This is a genomic window from Paraburkholderia strydomiana (assembly GCF_046030495.1).
Taxonomy (GTDB): Bacteria; Pseudomonadota; Gammaproteobacteria; order Burkholderiales; family Burkholderiaceae; genus Paraburkholderia; species Paraburkholderia strydomiana_A.
In genome coordinates, this window is the sequence record NZ_JAQQCJ010000015.1 from 19,307 (window position 1) to 35,205 (window position 15,899).

Here is a 15,899-nt window from a genome sequence, read left to right on the forward strand (position 1 = left end):
CACGGCCTGGTTAGCCACTCTCCAACCGCCGCCGGGCCGTCGCCACAAGTCTGTCGAACGAAAGCCCGCTGGCCGCCAGCGCGGCGGCACCCGGGAAATGCTCGCGCGTGATGTCGGTCAATACCTGCCCAGGCGGCGTTTCGATCAGCACGCGCGCGCCCATTTCCTGCATCGCGGTGAGCGCGTCGAACCAGCGCACGGTGTAGCGCATGTTGGTCGCGAGATCGTCTCGGATCGCGTCGGCCGTATACAACGGTCGGCCGCCGCGATTGCCGATATAGGTGCTGCGCGGTGCTTGAAAGGGGACCTGGCTGGCGTAGGCGAGCAGTTCGTCGCTGGCTTGCGCGAGCAACTCGCAATGCGACGGCACGCTCACGGCGAGCCGGGTGGCTTTACGCGCACCCGCGGCCAGCGCGCGGACGATGAATGCGTCCAGCGCGTCGTTTGCACCCGCCACGACGATCTGGCGGGGGGCATTCACATTGCCGATGTAGACGTGTTGCCGGTTCTCATCCGCATGCCGCGCGGCGAGTGTTTCCAGTTGATGCTCAGTCAAACCCGAGATCGCCGCGAGGCTATATCCGGATGGATATGCCGCTTCCATCAGTTCGGCACGCCGCCGCACCATTTTCAACGCGTCAGCGAACCGCACTGCGCCGCAGCTGACCGCTGCCGCATACGCACCGACCGACAGCCCCGCGCTGATTTCCGGCGCGAGCTGTTCGTCAGCCAACGCGCGCGTCACGGCCACGCCCGCGATCGTCAAGCCGACCTGCACGGCAACGGTCGAACGGAGCGCGTCCGGCGTGTCCAGGGTCAACGCGTCGACGCCGAGTACGTGCGAGGCTTCTTCCAGTGTGTCACGCACCGCGCGATGCTGCGGCAGACTGTGCAGGAAGCCATCGGTCTGCGCGCCCTGGCCGGGAAAAAGCAGCGCGAGCATCAGACGGCACCGCTTTGACTTGTGCGAGGGACTGCGTGTGCCCACGGATCGGCAATCAATTGCGGCCCGCTTGCATGGCGTGCCATCACGCGCGCTTTGCCCGCAGCCCACTCGGCCAGCGCGACACCGCCCGCCGGCGTTTCGAGTTGCGCATCGACACGGATGCCGATGCGTTTCGCAAGCGCCTGCAGTTGATCGAGTAACGCGTGGGCGCCGTCTCGCGCGAGCGGTTCCGGCGAGCGAATCAGCAGATCGAGATCGCTCGATTCGCTCACTGTCGGTACGCGCGAGGCCAGTTCAAAACCCGCGCTGCCCGTCGGGCCCCAGACAAAACCCGCCAGCGGACTGCCCGTGTCGCTCAGCAAAAAAGCGAGGGCAGCGAAAGGAGGCAACGTATCGCGACCCATCGGCGGCTCGGTTTGCCCCAAGCTCTCCGGCGAGACCACAGTCACGACATCGGCCGCACGCACCCACGTGCCATAGCGCTGCGCCCGCTCGACACCGCGCACGCCGACCGCCACGAACCCCTCGGCAACCGGCGCGCGTCTGACGACCGCATACGGCGCGCGCTCGAATGCCTCACGAACCCATGCCGGCTCGTCATCGAACACACGCAGTTGCTGCAAACCCAGCAAGTCGTGCGGACGCCACCTCGTATCGCACGACAACGCGTGTTCGGCAACGAACGGCGGTGCCGCGCAGACTCGCATCACACGTCATCCCATTGTTGCGCAAGCCGCCGCCGCACCTCAATCGACGCCGCGCGGTTCTTCTGCGCCGCCGCCGATTCCAGCCGATGCGCGAGCGTGTGCCCGCCGTCGCGTGCGCTGCGAATCTGCGCGCACAACACCTGGCGCACACGCTCGATCTGCGCGGCATCCGGCGCATCCGCATCGACACCCTCGATCAGCTGATCGAGCAGCCCGAGCTTCGCGAACGACGCCATCGAATACGACATCGGGACGATCGTTTCGCCGAGCGCGTCGAGTGCTTCGACCGTGCGGCGCGTGACGCGCGCGGCCGCTTCCTTGCCCATCGCGTGGACCATCGTGCCGGGCGCGTCGAGCGCGACGATGCGGTTGGCCTGATAGCCGTGCGCGAGGAACGCGCCCGACATCGCCGGCCCGACGATCAGCGCGATCACCGGATGACCCGCGTCGCGCGCCGACGCATACGCATCGACGGCGGCCGCGCACGCGAGATGGATGCCGAGCATTTCCTCGCGATAGCCATACGCCTGGCTCTTCACATCGACGATCGCGACAATCGGCCGGCGCGTGCCGCTCGCGTCGTCCTGCGCGATGGTTTCGCGCACGGCGCGCGCAAGGTGCCAGCCCTGTTCGAGGCCGACCACGTTGTCGGTTGCACGCGGGAAGCGGTTCGCGGGATCGGGCACGACCGTGATGAAGCGCGCGGTTTCGCCGCCGAGCGGCGCATCGCCGCTCCATACCGGCGCCTGACCGGACGAATCGCCGACGAGTGCGTGGAACCAGCGCGCGCCCCGGCTCAATTGAGTGTCGCTCATGCTTGCTCCTTGCGCGCGGCGTGCTGAACATGGGGGTTGTACACGTCACGCATGCTCTGCGGTGTGACGTCGGCCGGGTCGATCTGCGCGAGCCGGTTCAGAAACACGTCGACCTGTTCGCTGCGATGCGCGGCCGGCACGCCGTGCTTGAACGCCGCATGCACGGCGGCGCGCAGCGCATCGGTATCGTCGTCGACCAGGTGATCGGCGAGCGCGCTCGCTGTGCGCTGTTCACCACCGATCAGTTGCCACACGCGACGGCGATCGCTGGCATCGAGCTCGTCGATGCCGGCTTCCTGCTCGATCACTTCGGGACCGTTCATACCGAGCCGGCCCTGCTTCGTCACGATCAGATACGAGCACAGCGCCGCTGCGAGCGACATGCCGCCGAAGCAGCCGACCATCCCCGCGATCACGCCGACCACCGGCACGTGCCGGCGCAACGCGACGATCGCCGCCTGCATCTCCGCGATCACCGCGAGACCCAGGTTCGCTTCCTGAAGCCGGACGCCGCCGGTTTCGAACAGCACGACGGGACGCACGAGCTTGCCGCGCTCGCAGTCGCGCAGCGCCATCTCGAGCGCGGCGGCGATCTTGCTGCCCGACACTTCGCCGATGCTGCCGCCCTGGAACGCGGACTCGATCGCGGCGACGACGGCGGGCTCGCCGTCGATCGTGCCGCGCGCGATCACGCAGCCGTCGTCGGCCTGGCAGACGACGCCTTGCAGTGGCAGCCACGGCGACTCGATCCTGTCGAACGGGCCGAGCAATTCGCGAAAGCTGCCCGCGTCGAGCAGCGAGCGGGCGCGTTCGCGCGCGGGCAATTCGATGAAGCTGTCGCGCAATAGCGGCGCGCAATGGGCGCTTGCACTCGTGTTCATGCGTCGTCTCCTTCTTCAGCGGCTTCGACCGCTTCCGCGAGCCGCAACGCGACCACGCCGGGCGTCGCGCCGAAGTCGTTGATTTCGATTTGCGCGGCGCCGTCGTAGCGGGTGAAGAAACGGTCGAGCACGCTCTTCCAGATGTGGCTGTAGCCGTCGACGCTGGTGCGCACGACCACATGCGCGGCGAGCGAGCCGCTGGGATCGGTGGGCGAGAGCAGCACCTCCAGATCGCCCGAACCCACCACGCCGACATGCGCGCGGGTCGTGACGGCGCGTTGCGCCGGATAGTCGAAGGTCAGATGTTCCATGGGTCTGGGCTCCGGCCGGCGTGGTGGTGCGCCAGCATGTCGAGAAAAAGGGTGGCGGCGAGCAGATCGGCTGCGCCGCCGGGCGATGCGTTGAGCGACAGCAATTCGTGGTCGAGCGCGGCCAGCGCGGCGCGGCCCGCCGGCGTCGAACTGCCGCCGGCTTGCAGCACGCGGCGCGCGCCGTGCTGTCCGGCGTGCAGACCGGGCAAGCCCGCGCGATGCAGCAGGCAGGTGTCGTCGAGCGAGGCCATGATCGCGAGCAAGGCATCGACGCGCGCGGCGTTTTCGTCGATGCCTTTGGCCCGCGCCGCGAGCAGGGCGGGCAGGCCGACATCGATCACGTGCGGGAAGCCGTCTTGCGCTTCGCGGCGAGCGCCGCCGACCTGGTAGCGCTGTCTTGCGCGTTCGCCGTGACTGTCGGAGGGGGCGGCGAAGCGGTCCGGGAAGCAGGCGATTTGCGCGGCGCGCGTGCAGATCGGCGATGCGTCTGGATGCTCAGTATTGCCAGGGGTGGATGGAGCCTCGGACGACAGTGTGGACGCAACCGCGCATCCGCCCATTGTCGCCCCCGCGACCAGCAAACCGACGATCCAGATCGCGCCACGATGCGCGTTGCTACCGCCGGTGGCCCGCAACATATCCTGCTCGCCGGCGCGGCCGATCTGCGCGAGTTCGGTGCGCAGCAGCGCCGACGGTTCGCCGCGGCGGCGCGCTGTGCGCGCGAGCGCGGCGAAAGTCGGTTCGAGCGCGCGTGCGGAACGCAGCATCATCGCGAGATCCAGGTCGTGATGCGCGCCGCTGCCGCGCCGGTCGACCAGCGCGGGCTTGGGCGTGAGCTGCGCTTCTTCGATCAGCGCGGTGATCGCGTAATAGGCCAGTTGCGCGTCGGACGGCAAGGTGGGCGGCACGGTGCGGCGCGCATCGGCGCGCGTGGCAGGCACACCCGCGCGAGGCGATGCCGCGTTGCCCTCCAGCGCGGACGATCGCTGCTGCGCACGCTTCACCCAGGCAGCGGGCGCCATCGTCACCAGCTCCTGAAGCGCGCCGGCGGCGCGTACAGACCGCCCGACCACGTCACCAGATCGTCGATGCTGCGTGCGGCCAGCAGCGAACGCTTGGCTTCGCCGCGCCGGATGCCGAGATCTTCCGGATACGCGACGATGCCGCGCCGGCGCAGCTCGGCCGTCTTTTCAGGCTTGGCGCGCAAGCCGATCGGCGTGACGCCGGCCACGGCCGCGACTGCCGCGCGCCGCTCGTCGATGCCTTCGGCCTTGTGCAGATGCGCGATGCCTTCCTCGGTGACGACGTGACTTACGTCGTCGCCGTAGATCATCACCGGCGCAACCGGCATGCCGTTTTTCGCGCCGACCGCGACCGCGTCGAGTTCATCGACGAAAGTGGGTTCGCCGCCTTTCTTGTAGGTCTCGGCCAGTTGCACGACCAGCTTCTGGCCGCGCGACACCGGGCCCTGATCCTTCAGCAGCTTGAGCCATGCTTCGCTCGAATGACGCCGGCCGCGCGGATCGTGGCCCATGTTCGGCGCACCGCCGAAGCCGGCGAGACGTCCGCGCGTGACGGTCGACGAATTCGCGTCGGCGTCGATCTGCAAGGTCGAGCCGATGAACAGATCGACGCCGTACTGCCCGGCCAGTTGGCACAGCACGCGATTCGAGCGCAGGCTTCCGTCGTTGCCGGTGAAGAACACGTCGGGACGCGCCTCGATATACGCCTCCATGCCGACTTCGCTGCCGAAGCAATGAATGCTGTCGACCCAGCCCGATTCGATCGCGGGAATCATCGTGGGATGCGGATTGAGCGTCCAGTTGCGGCAAATCTTGCCCTTCAATCGGAGCGATTCGCCGTAGGTCGGCAGCAGCAATTCGATCGCCGCGGTATCGAAGCCGATGCCGTGATTCAGCGACGTCACACCATACGGCTCATAGATGCCGCGAATCACCATCATCGCGGTGAGCACCTGCAGATCGCCGATGTGGCGAGGATCGCGCGTGAACAGCGGTTCGACGGCGAACGGCCGGTCCGCCTGCACGATCACGTCGACCCATGAGCCCGGAATGTCGACGCGCGGCAGTTCGTCGACGATCTCGTTGACCTGCACGATCACGATGCCGTGCCGGAACGCGGCGGCCTCGGCGATGGTCGGCGTGTCCTCGGTATTCGGGCCGGTGTACAGATTGCCGTGGCGGTCGGCCTTTTCCGCGCACAGCAGCGCGACGTGCGGCGTCAGATCGACGAACATGCGTGCGTACAGTTCGACGTACGTATAGATCGCGCCGATTTCCAGCTGGCCGTCTTCGAGCAGTTGCGCGACCCGCAAGCTCTGCGGCCCGGCAAACGAAAAGTCGACCTTGTGCGCGATGCCGCGCTCGAACAGCGTCAGATGCTCAGGACGACTGATGCTTGAAATCAGCAGATGCACGTCATGCAGTTTTTGCGGATCGACCTGGGCGAACGAGCGGGACAGAAAGTCGGCCTGCTTCTGGTTGTCGCCTTCGAGCGCGACGCGGTCGCCGGGCTGGATCAGCGTTTCGAGCGCATCGACGATGCGGTGGGTCGGCAGGATGCCGTCTTCGAGCCATGGAGCAATGGCCGCGAGGCGACGGTTCTTCTCGTCGCGGCGCGTGGTCCATGAACGGGCGGCGGGTAATGACGCAGAGGCTTCGGCGGGGCGGTTCATCGGCTCGGTCAACTCCCGGTGGTAGTGCGCGGGCGTCTGCCGCGCGGCTTCGGTTGATTCGCAAGCGCGGCTTCCGCCTGCGCGCGTTCGGTCAGAAAACGATGAAGCAGCTCGCCGGTGCCGAGCAGATGCGCGACGACGAGCGACTGGGCCATCGGGATGTCGCGGCGCTGCACGGCGTCGAGCAGCGCGGCATGCTCATTGTCGGACTCGCCCTTGTACGCGGGCAAGCCGAATTTCAGGCGCAGATAGCGTTCGCCGCGCCGATGCAGCATGCCGATCATGTCCTCGAGTTGCGGACGCCCGGCGGGCGCATACAGGCTCATGTGAAACGCGACATTGCGCGCGACATACAGCGACGGCTCAGGCTCGCGTTCGGCGGCGTGGCACAGGTTTGCCGCTTCGCGCAGCGTCGCGGCGCTGTGGTTGGGAATCGCAAGGCCGATCGCGAGGCTCTCCAGGGCGGAGCGGATCTCGTAGATCTCGCGCGCTTCGTCCGCCGACAACGGCGCGACCGTTACGCCTTTATGCACCGCGCCTCTCACCCAGCCTTCGCTCTCGATCTGGCGCAGCGCCTCGCGCACCGGAATCGCGCTGACGGAGAAGTGCCGCGCGATCGCGTCCTGGCGCAGTGGCGCGCCAGGCGCCAGCGTGCCGTCGACGATCGCCGTGCGCAGGGCCTCCGCGATCACACGCGAAGTGCTCTCGCGCGGCGCCGCCGCGGGTAAAAGCGGACCGCGTGCCGGGGCGTCCAGGGGAAAACCATCTATTGTGTCGCTCATAGTATCGAATATTATATATAAAAAGACGCGCTTTACACGCGGACAAACCCGAAAAATTTCTGCCGGGTCGACCCGCAGGCCGCTCCTCCGTCGTACGAGGGCGGCCCGTATCCATTCACCTGCGCGCGCCGTTCCATGTCGTTCCCGGTAGTTCCGATTACGTACGCCCGCCATAGGGCCGGAGGAGCATGATGAATTCACTGACCGACGGTACACCGGTCGCGCGGCGCCGCACGCCGCTCAATCGTTCGCAGATCGTAGGTTTCTGGGGAGCATGGGCCGGCTGGACGCTCGACGGGATGGACTCGTTCATCTACGCGCTCGTGCTGACGCCGGCCTTGACCGAGCTGTTGCCGCGCTCCGGCTTTGCGGCCACGCCGGCAAACGTGGGTCTCGCCGGCTCGATCCTGTTTGCGCTGTTCCTCGTGGGGTGGGGGCTGTCGTTCATCTGGGGGCCGCTCGCCGACCGCTTTGGACGCACCAAGGTGCTGGCCGGCACCATCTTCACGTTCGCGATTTTCACGGGGCTCGCCGCGACGTCTTCGAACGTGTGGGAACTCGGCATCTATCGCTTCATTGCGGGCGTCGGCATCGGCGGCGAGTGGGCGCTGGCGGGCACCTATGTAGCCGAGGCGTGGCCGGAGGATCGCCGCAAGATGGGCGCGGGTTATCTGCAAACGGGCTACTACGCGGGCTTCTTTCTCGCGGCGGCGCTCAACTACACGATCGGCGTGCACTTCGGCTGGCGCGCGATGTTCCTCACCGGCGCCGTGCCGGTGGTGGTCGCGATTCTGATCCTGCTGCGCGTGAAAGAGCCGGAGAAGTGGCAGAAGGCCGAAGCCAACGCCGTGCGCAGCAAACCGCTTCGCGAAATCCTCGGACCGGCTTATCGGCGCAGGACCTGGGTAGCGTGCATCCTGTTGACGATTGCGATCATCGGCTTGTGGGCGGGTGCGGTGTACGAGCCGTCCGCGGTGATTCAGCTGGCGACCCGCGCCGGCATGGCGAAGGCCGATTCGATCAGGATGGCGTCGGTGGCGACGGGGCTCCTGTCCATCGCGACGATCATCGGCTGTCTCGCGTTGCCGCCGCTCGCCGAGCGCATCGGCCGCAAGAAGACTCTGGCGATTTACTTCGCCGGCATGGCGGTGTCGATCGCCGGCAGTTTCGGCTGGGCGTTCTATCTGCCGAACGGGCTTGCGCCGTTCATCGCATGGCTCTGCGTGCTGGGCTTTTTTGGCGGCAATTTCGCGTTGTTCAGCCTGTGGCTGCCGGAGCAGTTCGAAACCCGCGTGCGGGCCACGGCGTTCGCATTCTGCACGTCGTTCGGGCGGTTTGTCGGCGCGGGGGTCAACTTTCTGCTCGGTGCTGCGGTGCTGCGCATGCATACGCTCGGCGTGCCGGTCGCGTTGACGGCGCTCGTGTTCGTGATTGGTCTGTTCGTGATTCCGTTCGCGCCTGAGACGAAGGGGGAGGTGTTGCCGCAGTGAGGTTGGCCGGGTGGCGTGAATAGGTCTTCAGCACGAATTATGGCGGCCAGCCTGCGTGAGTGGATTCAGCACAGCGTTGTCTGAATCCATCGCGTTTTATAGAATCGGTTCGGTATCCTGATGACTTTGCGGTCAGCCGGTACCTATGTGCTGTGAGACGGGATCTCAATCCGCGTGCCGCCGCGCCTGCCCACGAGTGCGCAGCAACGACAGCAGCGGCCAGCCCAAATTGACCCCGAGGCTCGCCACCACGATCAGCCCCATGCCCGCGAGTTGCGGCAGCGACAGCGCCCGGCCGTACACCACCGCATCCACCACGATCGCGGTGAGCGGGTAGACGAACAGCAGCACCGCGATCACCGGCGTGCTCAGCCTGGGCAGTGCGCCGTAGATCAGCACATACGCCAACCCCGTATGCAGCACGCCCATGCCGACCAGCCAGAACCACTGCATCGGGCCGATATGCTCCGCGCCGAGCGGCGCAATGAACGGCAGACACACCACGCCGACCGCGCATTGCGCGAGCGTCAGCAGATGCGGCCGCAGATTGCCGAGCCCTTTGGCGATCAGCGTGACGCTCGCATACAGCAGCGACCCCACCAGCGCCTCGCCAATTCCGATCAGATAACCCGTATGACCCTGCAGATTCCCGGTGGCCGCGACGCCCGAGGCGAGCACGAGTCCGATGAAGGCGGTCGCGATCCAGCCGAGCCGATCCATGCCGAGCCGCTCGTTGAACAGCGCCGCGCCGATCAGCACAACCCAGAACGGCTGCACGTGGAACACCACCGTCGCCACGGCAATGCTGGTGCGATGGATCGCGTCGAAGAAGCCGACCCACTGCGTGACCATCAGCACGCCCGAGAGCAACGCGAGTGCGACGGTCCGGCGCGTGAAATGTGAGCGCGTGAAAAAGCCCTTCCACGCGCAATACGCGGCAAGCGACAGAAAGCCGAACAGGCAGCGAAAGAACACGAGCGTCAGCGCGCCGAGCCGCGCCTCTTCGACGAAGACGCCTAGCGTGCCCATCAGCAGGCCACCGCTCGCGAGAGTGATCGCGCCTTGTTGACGTTGGGTGAGGGACATGCGAAGCGGCTCCGAGACGGGATATTCCGAGTATTGCGCGGCTTGCGTGGCACCGACAAACGAATTAAATTGAGTAATTCCATCAGCCGGATTGATAAATCATGCACCCCGAATTCGACGTCGACCTGTTGCGCAGCTTCGTCGCGGTGGTGGAGACAGGCAGCTTCACCAAAGCGGCGACCACCGTGCATCGCTCGCAGGCGGCCGTCAGCATGCAGATCAAACGGCTCGAAACCATGCTCGGCACCACGCTGTTCGCGCGCAATACACGCAATCTGTCGCTCACTCGGCCCGGCAATACGCTGCTGGAATACGCGCGGCGCGTGCTCGCGTTGCACGAGGAGGCGTGGTCGGCGATCGTGCGGCCCGAGGTGACGGGACGCGTGGTGCTCGGCGCGCCGGACGACTACGTCTCGTCGCTGCTGTCGCCGGTGTTGCGGCGGTTCTCGAACCTGTATCCGCATGTGGAGATCGAGATCGTCTGTGCGCAAAGCACGTCGCTCGCGCCGATGCTGGCCGATAACAAGATCGATCTCGCGTTCGTCACGCGCGACCGCAAATTGCGCGGCGAATTCGTGCGCAGCGAGCCGATGGTGTGGGTGGGGGCATCGGTGGATACGCCGGTGCTGGCGGCGTCGCCGTTGCCGGTGGGACTCTATGAGCCCGGTTGCGTCGCGCGCCAGCATACGCTGGCCGCTCTGGACGGCGCGCGGATCCGCTATCGGGCGGCGTTCAGCAGCGCGAGCCTGATGGGTCTGGTGGCGACCGTGGATGCGGGGTTGTCGGTGATCGCGCTCACGCGTTGCAGCGTGCCGGCGCGGCTCGCGATTCTCGGCGAAGCGCAAGGCTTGCCGAAGATCGCGCCATTGGAAATCGTGGTGGCGCGCAGCGCCAAATCGGACCGGCCGACCTGCGATTATCTGGCTGCGCAGATGGTGCAGGATCTGTCGTTGCGGGCGCCGACGCGTGGGGTATAGATCACAAGTGCGATGGGGGCCGTCCGCAACCCGGCCATTCCTAACCCCGCAGATAAGCCGTCACCTTCCCATCCACCGCGAGCCGCACCTGTTCTCCCGGACGCGGACACAGATAACCGGGCACGCGTGCGCGCACCATCGTCCGCGGCGCCGACTGCAATTGCAGCGCCACAGCGGCGTCCTGCCCCTGAAAGATCACATCGGTGACGATGGCCTCATAAGCCATGCCATCGGCTGTGCTCTCATCGGCGCGCAGCAGGCGGATCTGTTCGGGCCGCAGCATCACATCGACCATGCCGTTGCCTATCGGCGCGGCCAGTGTCAGTTCGCCGAGTTCGCAGCTCACGCAATCGCGCTCGGCCAGCCCCGGCAGCAACACCGCCTCGCCGACGAACGACGCCAGTTCGCGCGTCACCGGCCGCTGGTACAGCATCTCCGGCGTCGCGGTCTGGATCAGCCGGCCGTTCCAAAGCACCGCCACTTCGTGCCCGAGCGACAACGCCTCGGATTGATCATGTGTGACCAGCACGGCCGTCGCGCCGGCGGCGGCCAATGCGCTCGCCACCGCTTGCCGGGTTTCGAGCCGCAACGCGGCATCGAGCGACGAAAATGGCTCGTCGAGCATCACCAGCTTTGGTGCTGGCGCCAGCGCCCGGGCCAACGCGACACGCTGCTGCTGACCGCCCGACAACTGCTGCGGCGCGCGCGTGCCGAACTCCGCCGGCAAGCCGACCAGTTCGAGCAACTCGGCCACCCGATGCCGCGCGCGTCGCTGCATGCGCGGCAAGCCGAACACGATATTGTCGGCGACCGACAGATGCGGAAACAGCGCGCCTTCCTGCGGCACGTAACCGATGCGGCGCTGCTCCGACGGCATATGCAGGTTGTCGTCGGCGACCCGGCGTCCGTCGATGTCGACGCTGCCGCCATCGGCGCGTTCGAAACCGCACAGCAGACGCAGCAAGGTGGTCTTGCCGCTGCCTGACGGGCCGAGCAGCGCGAGCAGCGTGCCGCGCTCGACCGACAGGTCGATGCCGTGCAGCACCGGCTGGCCGTCGAACGATTTCCGCAGCCCGCGGATACGAAGTTCGCTCATGAAAATCCGATGTTAAAAGGGCGTGGGTTCAGCGGTATCTTCAGCGACATCGACCACCTCAACCCCGCTCGCCAAGCAGCGCCGACCTGCCCAGCAGCGCGAACAACAGCCCCGACGCAAGCAGCGAAATACCGGTGAGCAATGCCGCATACGGCGCGGCCGCGGCAAAGGCCATCGTCGACGTATCGGCCCACACCTGGGTGGCGAGCGTTTGTGTGTCGAGAGGCGAGAGCAGCAGCGTCGCGTTCAATTCGGTGACGACGGAGATGAACACCATCGCCGCCGCGGCGCCCAGTCCAGGCCCGGCGAGCGGCAGCATCACGCGAAAGAGCGTTTGCGACCAGTTCAGGCCGAGCGCGCGTGCGGTTTCCTCGAGACGCGGCTGCGCCTGCATGAACGCGGCGCGCACGCTCACCAGCGCGATCGGCATGAATAGCATCGCGTAGGCGATCACAAGCAGCGTCGCGCTTTGATAAAGCGGTTGCAGCGCGTGCACCGCGAGCGACACGATCGCCAACGCGATCACCAGACCCGGCACGCCTTGCGCGAGAAACACCGTGCGCTCGAACAGCGTCGCGAAGCGGCCCGGATAACGCACCAGCAGGAACGCGAGCGGGACCACGAGCAAGGTGGTCAGCAGCGCCGCCGCGAGGCCGAAACCGAGCGACGACAGCGTCGCGTTGAACAGCAGTTCGGGCGACACGTCGGCCGGCGTGACAGCCGCCGCGCCCGGCTGCGTGAGCCAGTAGCCGATCATGCCGAGCGGCACGCCGAGCGTGGTGATCGTCAACAGCGCAAAGCCCGCGACGACGACCCAGCGCCATGCGCCGAGGTCATAGCGCAACACCGCGCGCCGCGTGCCGCGATCGACGCGCTCGTAACGCGCCGCGCCGCGCACGCGAAACTCGAACGCCAGCACGATCAGGCAGATCACGATCAGCAGACATGCGAGCAGCGAAGCACCGCCGCCATCGAAACTGGTGCGGAAATCCGCGTAGATCTGCGTGGTGAAGGTGCGAAAGCGCAGTAGCGTGAAGGCGCCGAATTCGGACAGCACGCCGAGCGCCACCAGCAACATGCCGCCGAGCAACGCCGGCCGCAATTGCGGCAGCACCACGCGCACGAAACTGCTCCAGCGATTGCAGCCGAGCGCGCGCGCACTTTCTTCGAGCGCCGGGTCCATGCCGCGCAGCGCGGCGGCGACCGGCAGATAGACGAGCGGGAAATACGCGCAACTCAGCACCAGCAGCGCGCCGTTGAAGTCCTGCAGATCCTCGCTGAGCGAGACCCATGCATAGCTGGAAATGAAAGCGGGCATTGCGAGCGGCGCGGCGCTGAGCACCGCCCACATGCGGCGTCCCGGCAAATGCGTGCGTTCGACGAACCATGCGGCCGCCGTGCCGACCACCGCGCACACGAGCGTCGTCGCCACGGTGATCATCAGCGTGTTGACCAGCAGTTCGCCGACCAGCGGGCGGAACACGAGATCGAGCGCCTCGGCGGCGCCGAAGCTCGCGGCGCGCCAGAACGTAAACGCAATCGGCAGCAGCACCAGCAAAGCGCTGAGCGCGGCCGCCGCGAATAAACCGCGCGGCGCGCGCGAGCGGGTGCGCGCCGGGGCGGGGGAGACAGCCGGTGGCCCGGCTGACAGCGCTTCGCTCATTTACAGCAGACCGGCCTGGCGCAGCAGCTTGCCGGCCTGGCTGTCGTCGCCGAGTTGCTGGATCGTCAGCGCGGGCGGGCTCAATTCGGTGAACGGTTTCAGGATCGGGTCCGGTGCCACACCCGCATGCAGCGGATATTCGAACATCACGTGGCTGTTCGCCATCAACCGTTGCGCGCGTTCGCCGACCAGGTACGCGAGAAACTTCTGCGCACCGTCCGCATTGTGCGCGGTCTTCAGCACCGCCGCACCCGACACGTTCACCAGCGCGCCGGCGTCGCCGTTGCCGAAGTGATGGATCGCGCTGCGGGTCTTCGCGTCGCCGAGTTCGGCATGCAGGCGCGTCCAGTAGTAATTGTTGATCAGACCGGTCGCGACGCCGCCACGGTTCACCGCGGCCACCACGCCTTCGTCGTCGTCGAAAATCTGCGCGTTGGCTTTCAGACCCTTGAGCCATTGCACGGTTTGCTCTTCGCCCTTGAGCGCGAGCACGGCGCTCACGAGCGGCAGGAAGTCGCCGTCGCTCGGCGCGATGCCGATCCTGCCTTTCCACTCCGGCTTGGCGAGATCGAACAGCGATTGCGGCAATTGCGAGGGCTGCAGTTTGGTCGTGTTGTACGCGAGCACGTTTTCACGCGCGGTCACCGCCACCCACACGCCGCCCGGCGAGTTGAAACGCGTCGGCACGGCGGCGAGCGTTTCGCTATCCACCTTGGCGAGCAGGCCTTTTTCTTCGAGCAGCATCAGCTCAGGCGAGTTCTCGGTGAAGTACACGTCGGCGGGCGACGCGGCGCCTTCCGCGACGATCTGCGCGGCCATCGCCGGGCCTTCGCCGTTACGGATCTTCACCGAAATGCCCGACTGCTTCTCGAAGTCTTTCGCGAGCAGATTGACGACCTGCTCGTGTTGCGCGTTGTACAGCGTGATCGAAGCGGCGTGCGCCGCCGACGGCACCGTCGCGAAAGCGGCCAGCGTAAGCGCGGCCACGCTGCCGAGCAGGCGCAGGCGGGTGCCAAATCGAGAATGAGCCATGTTCCAGAAATCCCGTTGTGATGAGGTTGGTTGATCTAAGTGGTGTGCTTCAGGGCTGTGCGTTACGTCTCGAACAACCCCGCGCCGATATACGAACCCGGCTTCGCCCCCGGCGGCACCGCGAAGATCGCGCTGCCGACATGGGTCGTGAACTGGTTCATCATGTCGAACTTCGCGAGCCTGTCGTTGATCGGAATGAAGCCGGCGCGCGGGTCGCTCTGATGCGCGATGAAAATCAGCCCTGCGTCGTATTCGGTTTCCTGGCGCCACGGCGGCCAGCGTTCGATATAGAAGTTCGTGCCGTCGTTATACGAGTACGAGCGGCGCAGAATCTGCGCGCCCTTGTTGCTCGCCTGATTCGACAGACGCACGTGCGAGTTCTCCGGAATCACCGGATTGCCGTCCTTGTCCTCTTCCTTCAGGTCCACCGCGTCGAACTCGTTCTTCTTGCCGATCGGTGCGCCGCTGTACTTGTGTCGCCCGAACACCTGTTCCTGGAAGCCCAGCTCCATGTTGTCCCAGTGTTCGAGCGTGATGCGGATGCGCCGCACGACGGTGTAGGTGCCGCCTTCCATCCACGGCGCGTCGGCGGAAGCGCCGGCCCAGACGAATTCGTTCATCAACTGCGGCTTCGCGATCGACGGGTTGTTAGTACCGTCCTTGAAGCCCATCAGATTGCGCGGCGTCTGCCCGCGCGGGCCCGACAGGAACCCGGCCTGGCCCCAGCGCATCGCTGCGTTGCCGTAGACCATTCGCGTCAACTGGCGGACCGCGTGAAACGCGACCTGTGGGTCGTTCGCGCACGCCTGAATGAAGAGGTCGCCACCGGTTTTCTCGGGGATCAGCTGGTCGCCGTTAAAGCGCGGCAGATCGACGAGCGCGGCGGGGCGGCGCGCGGCGAGGCCGTAGCGGTCCTTGCCGTCTTTCGTGAAGAGGCCCGCGCCGAAGCCGAACGTGATCGTCAGCGCGTTGGGGCCGAGGCCGAGCACGTCGCCGGAATCGGGCGCGGATTTGTTGTCGCCGGCATCGCCCGTCGGCAACGCGGCGGCCGTATTGCCTTGCGTAAGACGCGCGGCGGCATCGGTCCACGCGCGCAGCAGCGCGATCACGTCGTCGCGTTTGTCGGTCGTCAGATCGAGTGCGGCGACGTACGTGTGACTCTGCTGCGGCGTGACGATGCCGCCTTGATGCAGCCCGTAAAACGGCTCGACGGCCATCTGCGGATCGGTGCTGCGCGTCGAGGCTTTCGCGAGCGCGCTCTGGGGCGCGGCGAGGCCTGCGCCGAGACTCGCGCCGGCGGCGACCGCGGCGCCGCCCGCCTTCAGAAAACCGCGCCTTGATGGCCGCGGAGGCCGTGGGGGTTGATCGTCTTTCATGGTTACTTCACCTTCGCCTTCATCGTCGCGAGAGCGCGTGAC

General features: G+C 66.5%; 15 protein-coding genes. 2 read left to right on the forward strand and 13 right to left on the reverse strand.

Features of this window, described 5'->3' with window-relative positions:
- Positions 1–10: 10 nt before the first annotated feature.
- Genes mdcH through PQQ53_RS20310 form a run of 8 tightly spaced genes read right to left on the reverse strand, consistent with a single transcriptional unit; the run spans position 11 to position 7,137 of the window.
- Positions 11–943, reverse strand: coding sequence for a malonate decarboxylase subunit epsilon (gene mdcH / locus PQQ53_RS20275; protein ID WP_408325703.1), 933 nt, complete (start codon positions 941–943; stop codon positions 11–13).
- Complete coding sequence (locus tag PQQ53_RS20280) at positions 943–1,653, reverse strand: malonate decarboxylase holo-ACP synthase (RefSeq protein ID WP_408146635.1); 711 nt, start codon at positions 1,651–1,653, stop codon at positions 943–945. Before PQQ53_RS20280 ends, mdcH begins: the two co-directional genes overlap by 1 nt.
- Entirely contained in the window at positions 1,653–2,468 is an 816-nt protein-coding gene (mdcE, locus tag PQQ53_RS20285) for a biotin-independent malonate decarboxylase subunit gamma (RefSeq protein ID WP_408325706.1), read from the reverse strand. Before mdcE ends, PQQ53_RS20280 begins: the two co-directional genes overlap by 1 nt.
- Positions 2,465–3,349 carry a biotin-independent malonate decarboxylase subunit beta gene (locus PQQ53_RS20290; RefSeq protein ID WP_408325708.1) on the reverse strand — a complete coding sequence of 295 codons (885 nt, stop codon included), beginning with the start codon at positions 3,347–3,349 and terminating at the stop codon, positions 2,465–2,467. The genes mdcE and PQQ53_RS20290 overlap by 4 nt, the downstream gene beginning before the upstream one ends.
- Positions 3,346–3,660 carry a malonate decarboxylase subunit delta gene (locus PQQ53_RS20295; RefSeq protein ID WP_168664006.1) on the reverse strand — a complete coding sequence of 105 codons (315 nt, stop codon included), beginning with the start codon at positions 3,658–3,660 and terminating at the stop codon, positions 3,346–3,348. The genes PQQ53_RS20290 and PQQ53_RS20295 overlap by 4 nt, the downstream gene beginning before the upstream one ends.
- On the reverse strand, positions 3,648–4,682 hold the full coding sequence (locus PQQ53_RS20300) for a triphosphoribosyl-dephospho-CoA synthase (protein ID WP_408325711.1): 1,035 nt from the start codon (positions 4,680–4,682) through the stop codon (positions 3,648–3,650). The genes PQQ53_RS20295 and PQQ53_RS20300 overlap by 13 nt, the downstream gene beginning before the upstream one ends.
- 2 nt (positions 4,683–4,684) lie before the next feature.
- Positions 4,685–6,355 (reverse strand): malonate decarboxylase subunit alpha, encoded by a 1,671-nt coding sequence (gene mdcA / locus PQQ53_RS20305; RefSeq protein WP_408146643.1) that lies wholly within the window; start codon positions 6,353–6,355, stop codon positions 4,685–4,687.
- An 8-nt stretch (positions 6,356–6,363) separates the two neighbouring features.
- Positions 6,364–7,137: a GntR family transcriptional regulator gene (locus tag PQQ53_RS20310; protein WP_408146645.1), complete on the reverse strand. Its 774-nt coding sequence runs from the start codon at positions 7,135–7,137 to the stop codon at positions 6,364–6,366.
- Positions 7,138–7,328: 191 nt separating this feature from the next.
- Between PQQ53_RS20310 and PQQ53_RS20315 the strand changes: the two genes are divergently transcribed.
- Positions 7,329–8,627, forward strand: a complete 1,299-nt coding sequence (locus PQQ53_RS20315) for an MFS transporter (RefSeq protein WP_408146647.1) — start codon at positions 7,329–7,331, stop codon at positions 8,625–8,627.
- A gap of 165 nt (positions 8,628–8,792) precedes the next feature.
- On the opposite strand, the gene PQQ53_RS20320 is transcribed toward PQQ53_RS20315, so the two are convergent.
- Positions 8,793–9,713 (reverse strand): DMT family transporter, encoded by a 921-nt coding sequence (locus PQQ53_RS20320; RefSeq protein ID WP_408146649.1) that lies wholly within the window; start codon positions 9,711–9,713, stop codon positions 8,793–8,795.
- A 101-nt stretch (positions 9,714–9,814) separates the two neighbouring features.
- Here PQQ53_RS20320 and PQQ53_RS20325 point away from each other — a divergent pair, with 101 nt between their 5' ends.
- The gene (locus PQQ53_RS20325; protein WP_408325714.1) at positions 9,815–10,690 is read left to right on the forward strand and encodes a LysR family transcriptional regulator; all 876 of its coding nucleotides are present in this window, start codon (positions 9,815–9,817) and stop codon (positions 10,688–10,690) included.
- A gap of 40 nt (positions 10,691–10,730) precedes the next feature.
- On the opposite strand, the gene PQQ53_RS20330 is transcribed toward PQQ53_RS20325, so the two are convergent.
- The 4 genes from PQQ53_RS20330 to efeB form a co-directional block, all read right to left on the reverse strand.
- On the reverse strand, positions 10,731–11,786 hold the full coding sequence (locus PQQ53_RS20330; protein ID WP_408325716.1) for an ABC transporter ATP-binding protein: 1,056 nt from the start codon (positions 11,784–11,786) through the stop codon (positions 10,731–10,733).
- A gap of 58 nt (positions 11,787–11,844) precedes the next feature.
- Positions 11,845–13,449 (reverse strand): ABC transporter permease, encoded by a 1,605-nt coding sequence (locus tag PQQ53_RS20335; RefSeq protein WP_408146655.1) that lies wholly within the window; start codon positions 13,447–13,449, stop codon positions 11,845–11,847.
- Positions 13,450–14,481, reverse strand: a complete 1,032-nt coding sequence (locus PQQ53_RS20340) for an iron ABC transporter substrate-binding protein (protein WP_408146657.1) — start codon at positions 14,479–14,481, stop codon at positions 13,450–13,452.
- 62 nt (positions 14,482–14,543) lie between these two features.
- Positions 14,544–15,857, reverse strand: coding sequence for an iron uptake transporter deferrochelatase/peroxidase subunit (gene efeB / locus PQQ53_RS20345; protein ID WP_408154831.1), 1,314 nt, complete (start codon positions 15,855–15,857; stop codon positions 14,544–14,546).
- Between the last annotated feature and the right edge of the window lie 42 nt (positions 15,858–15,899).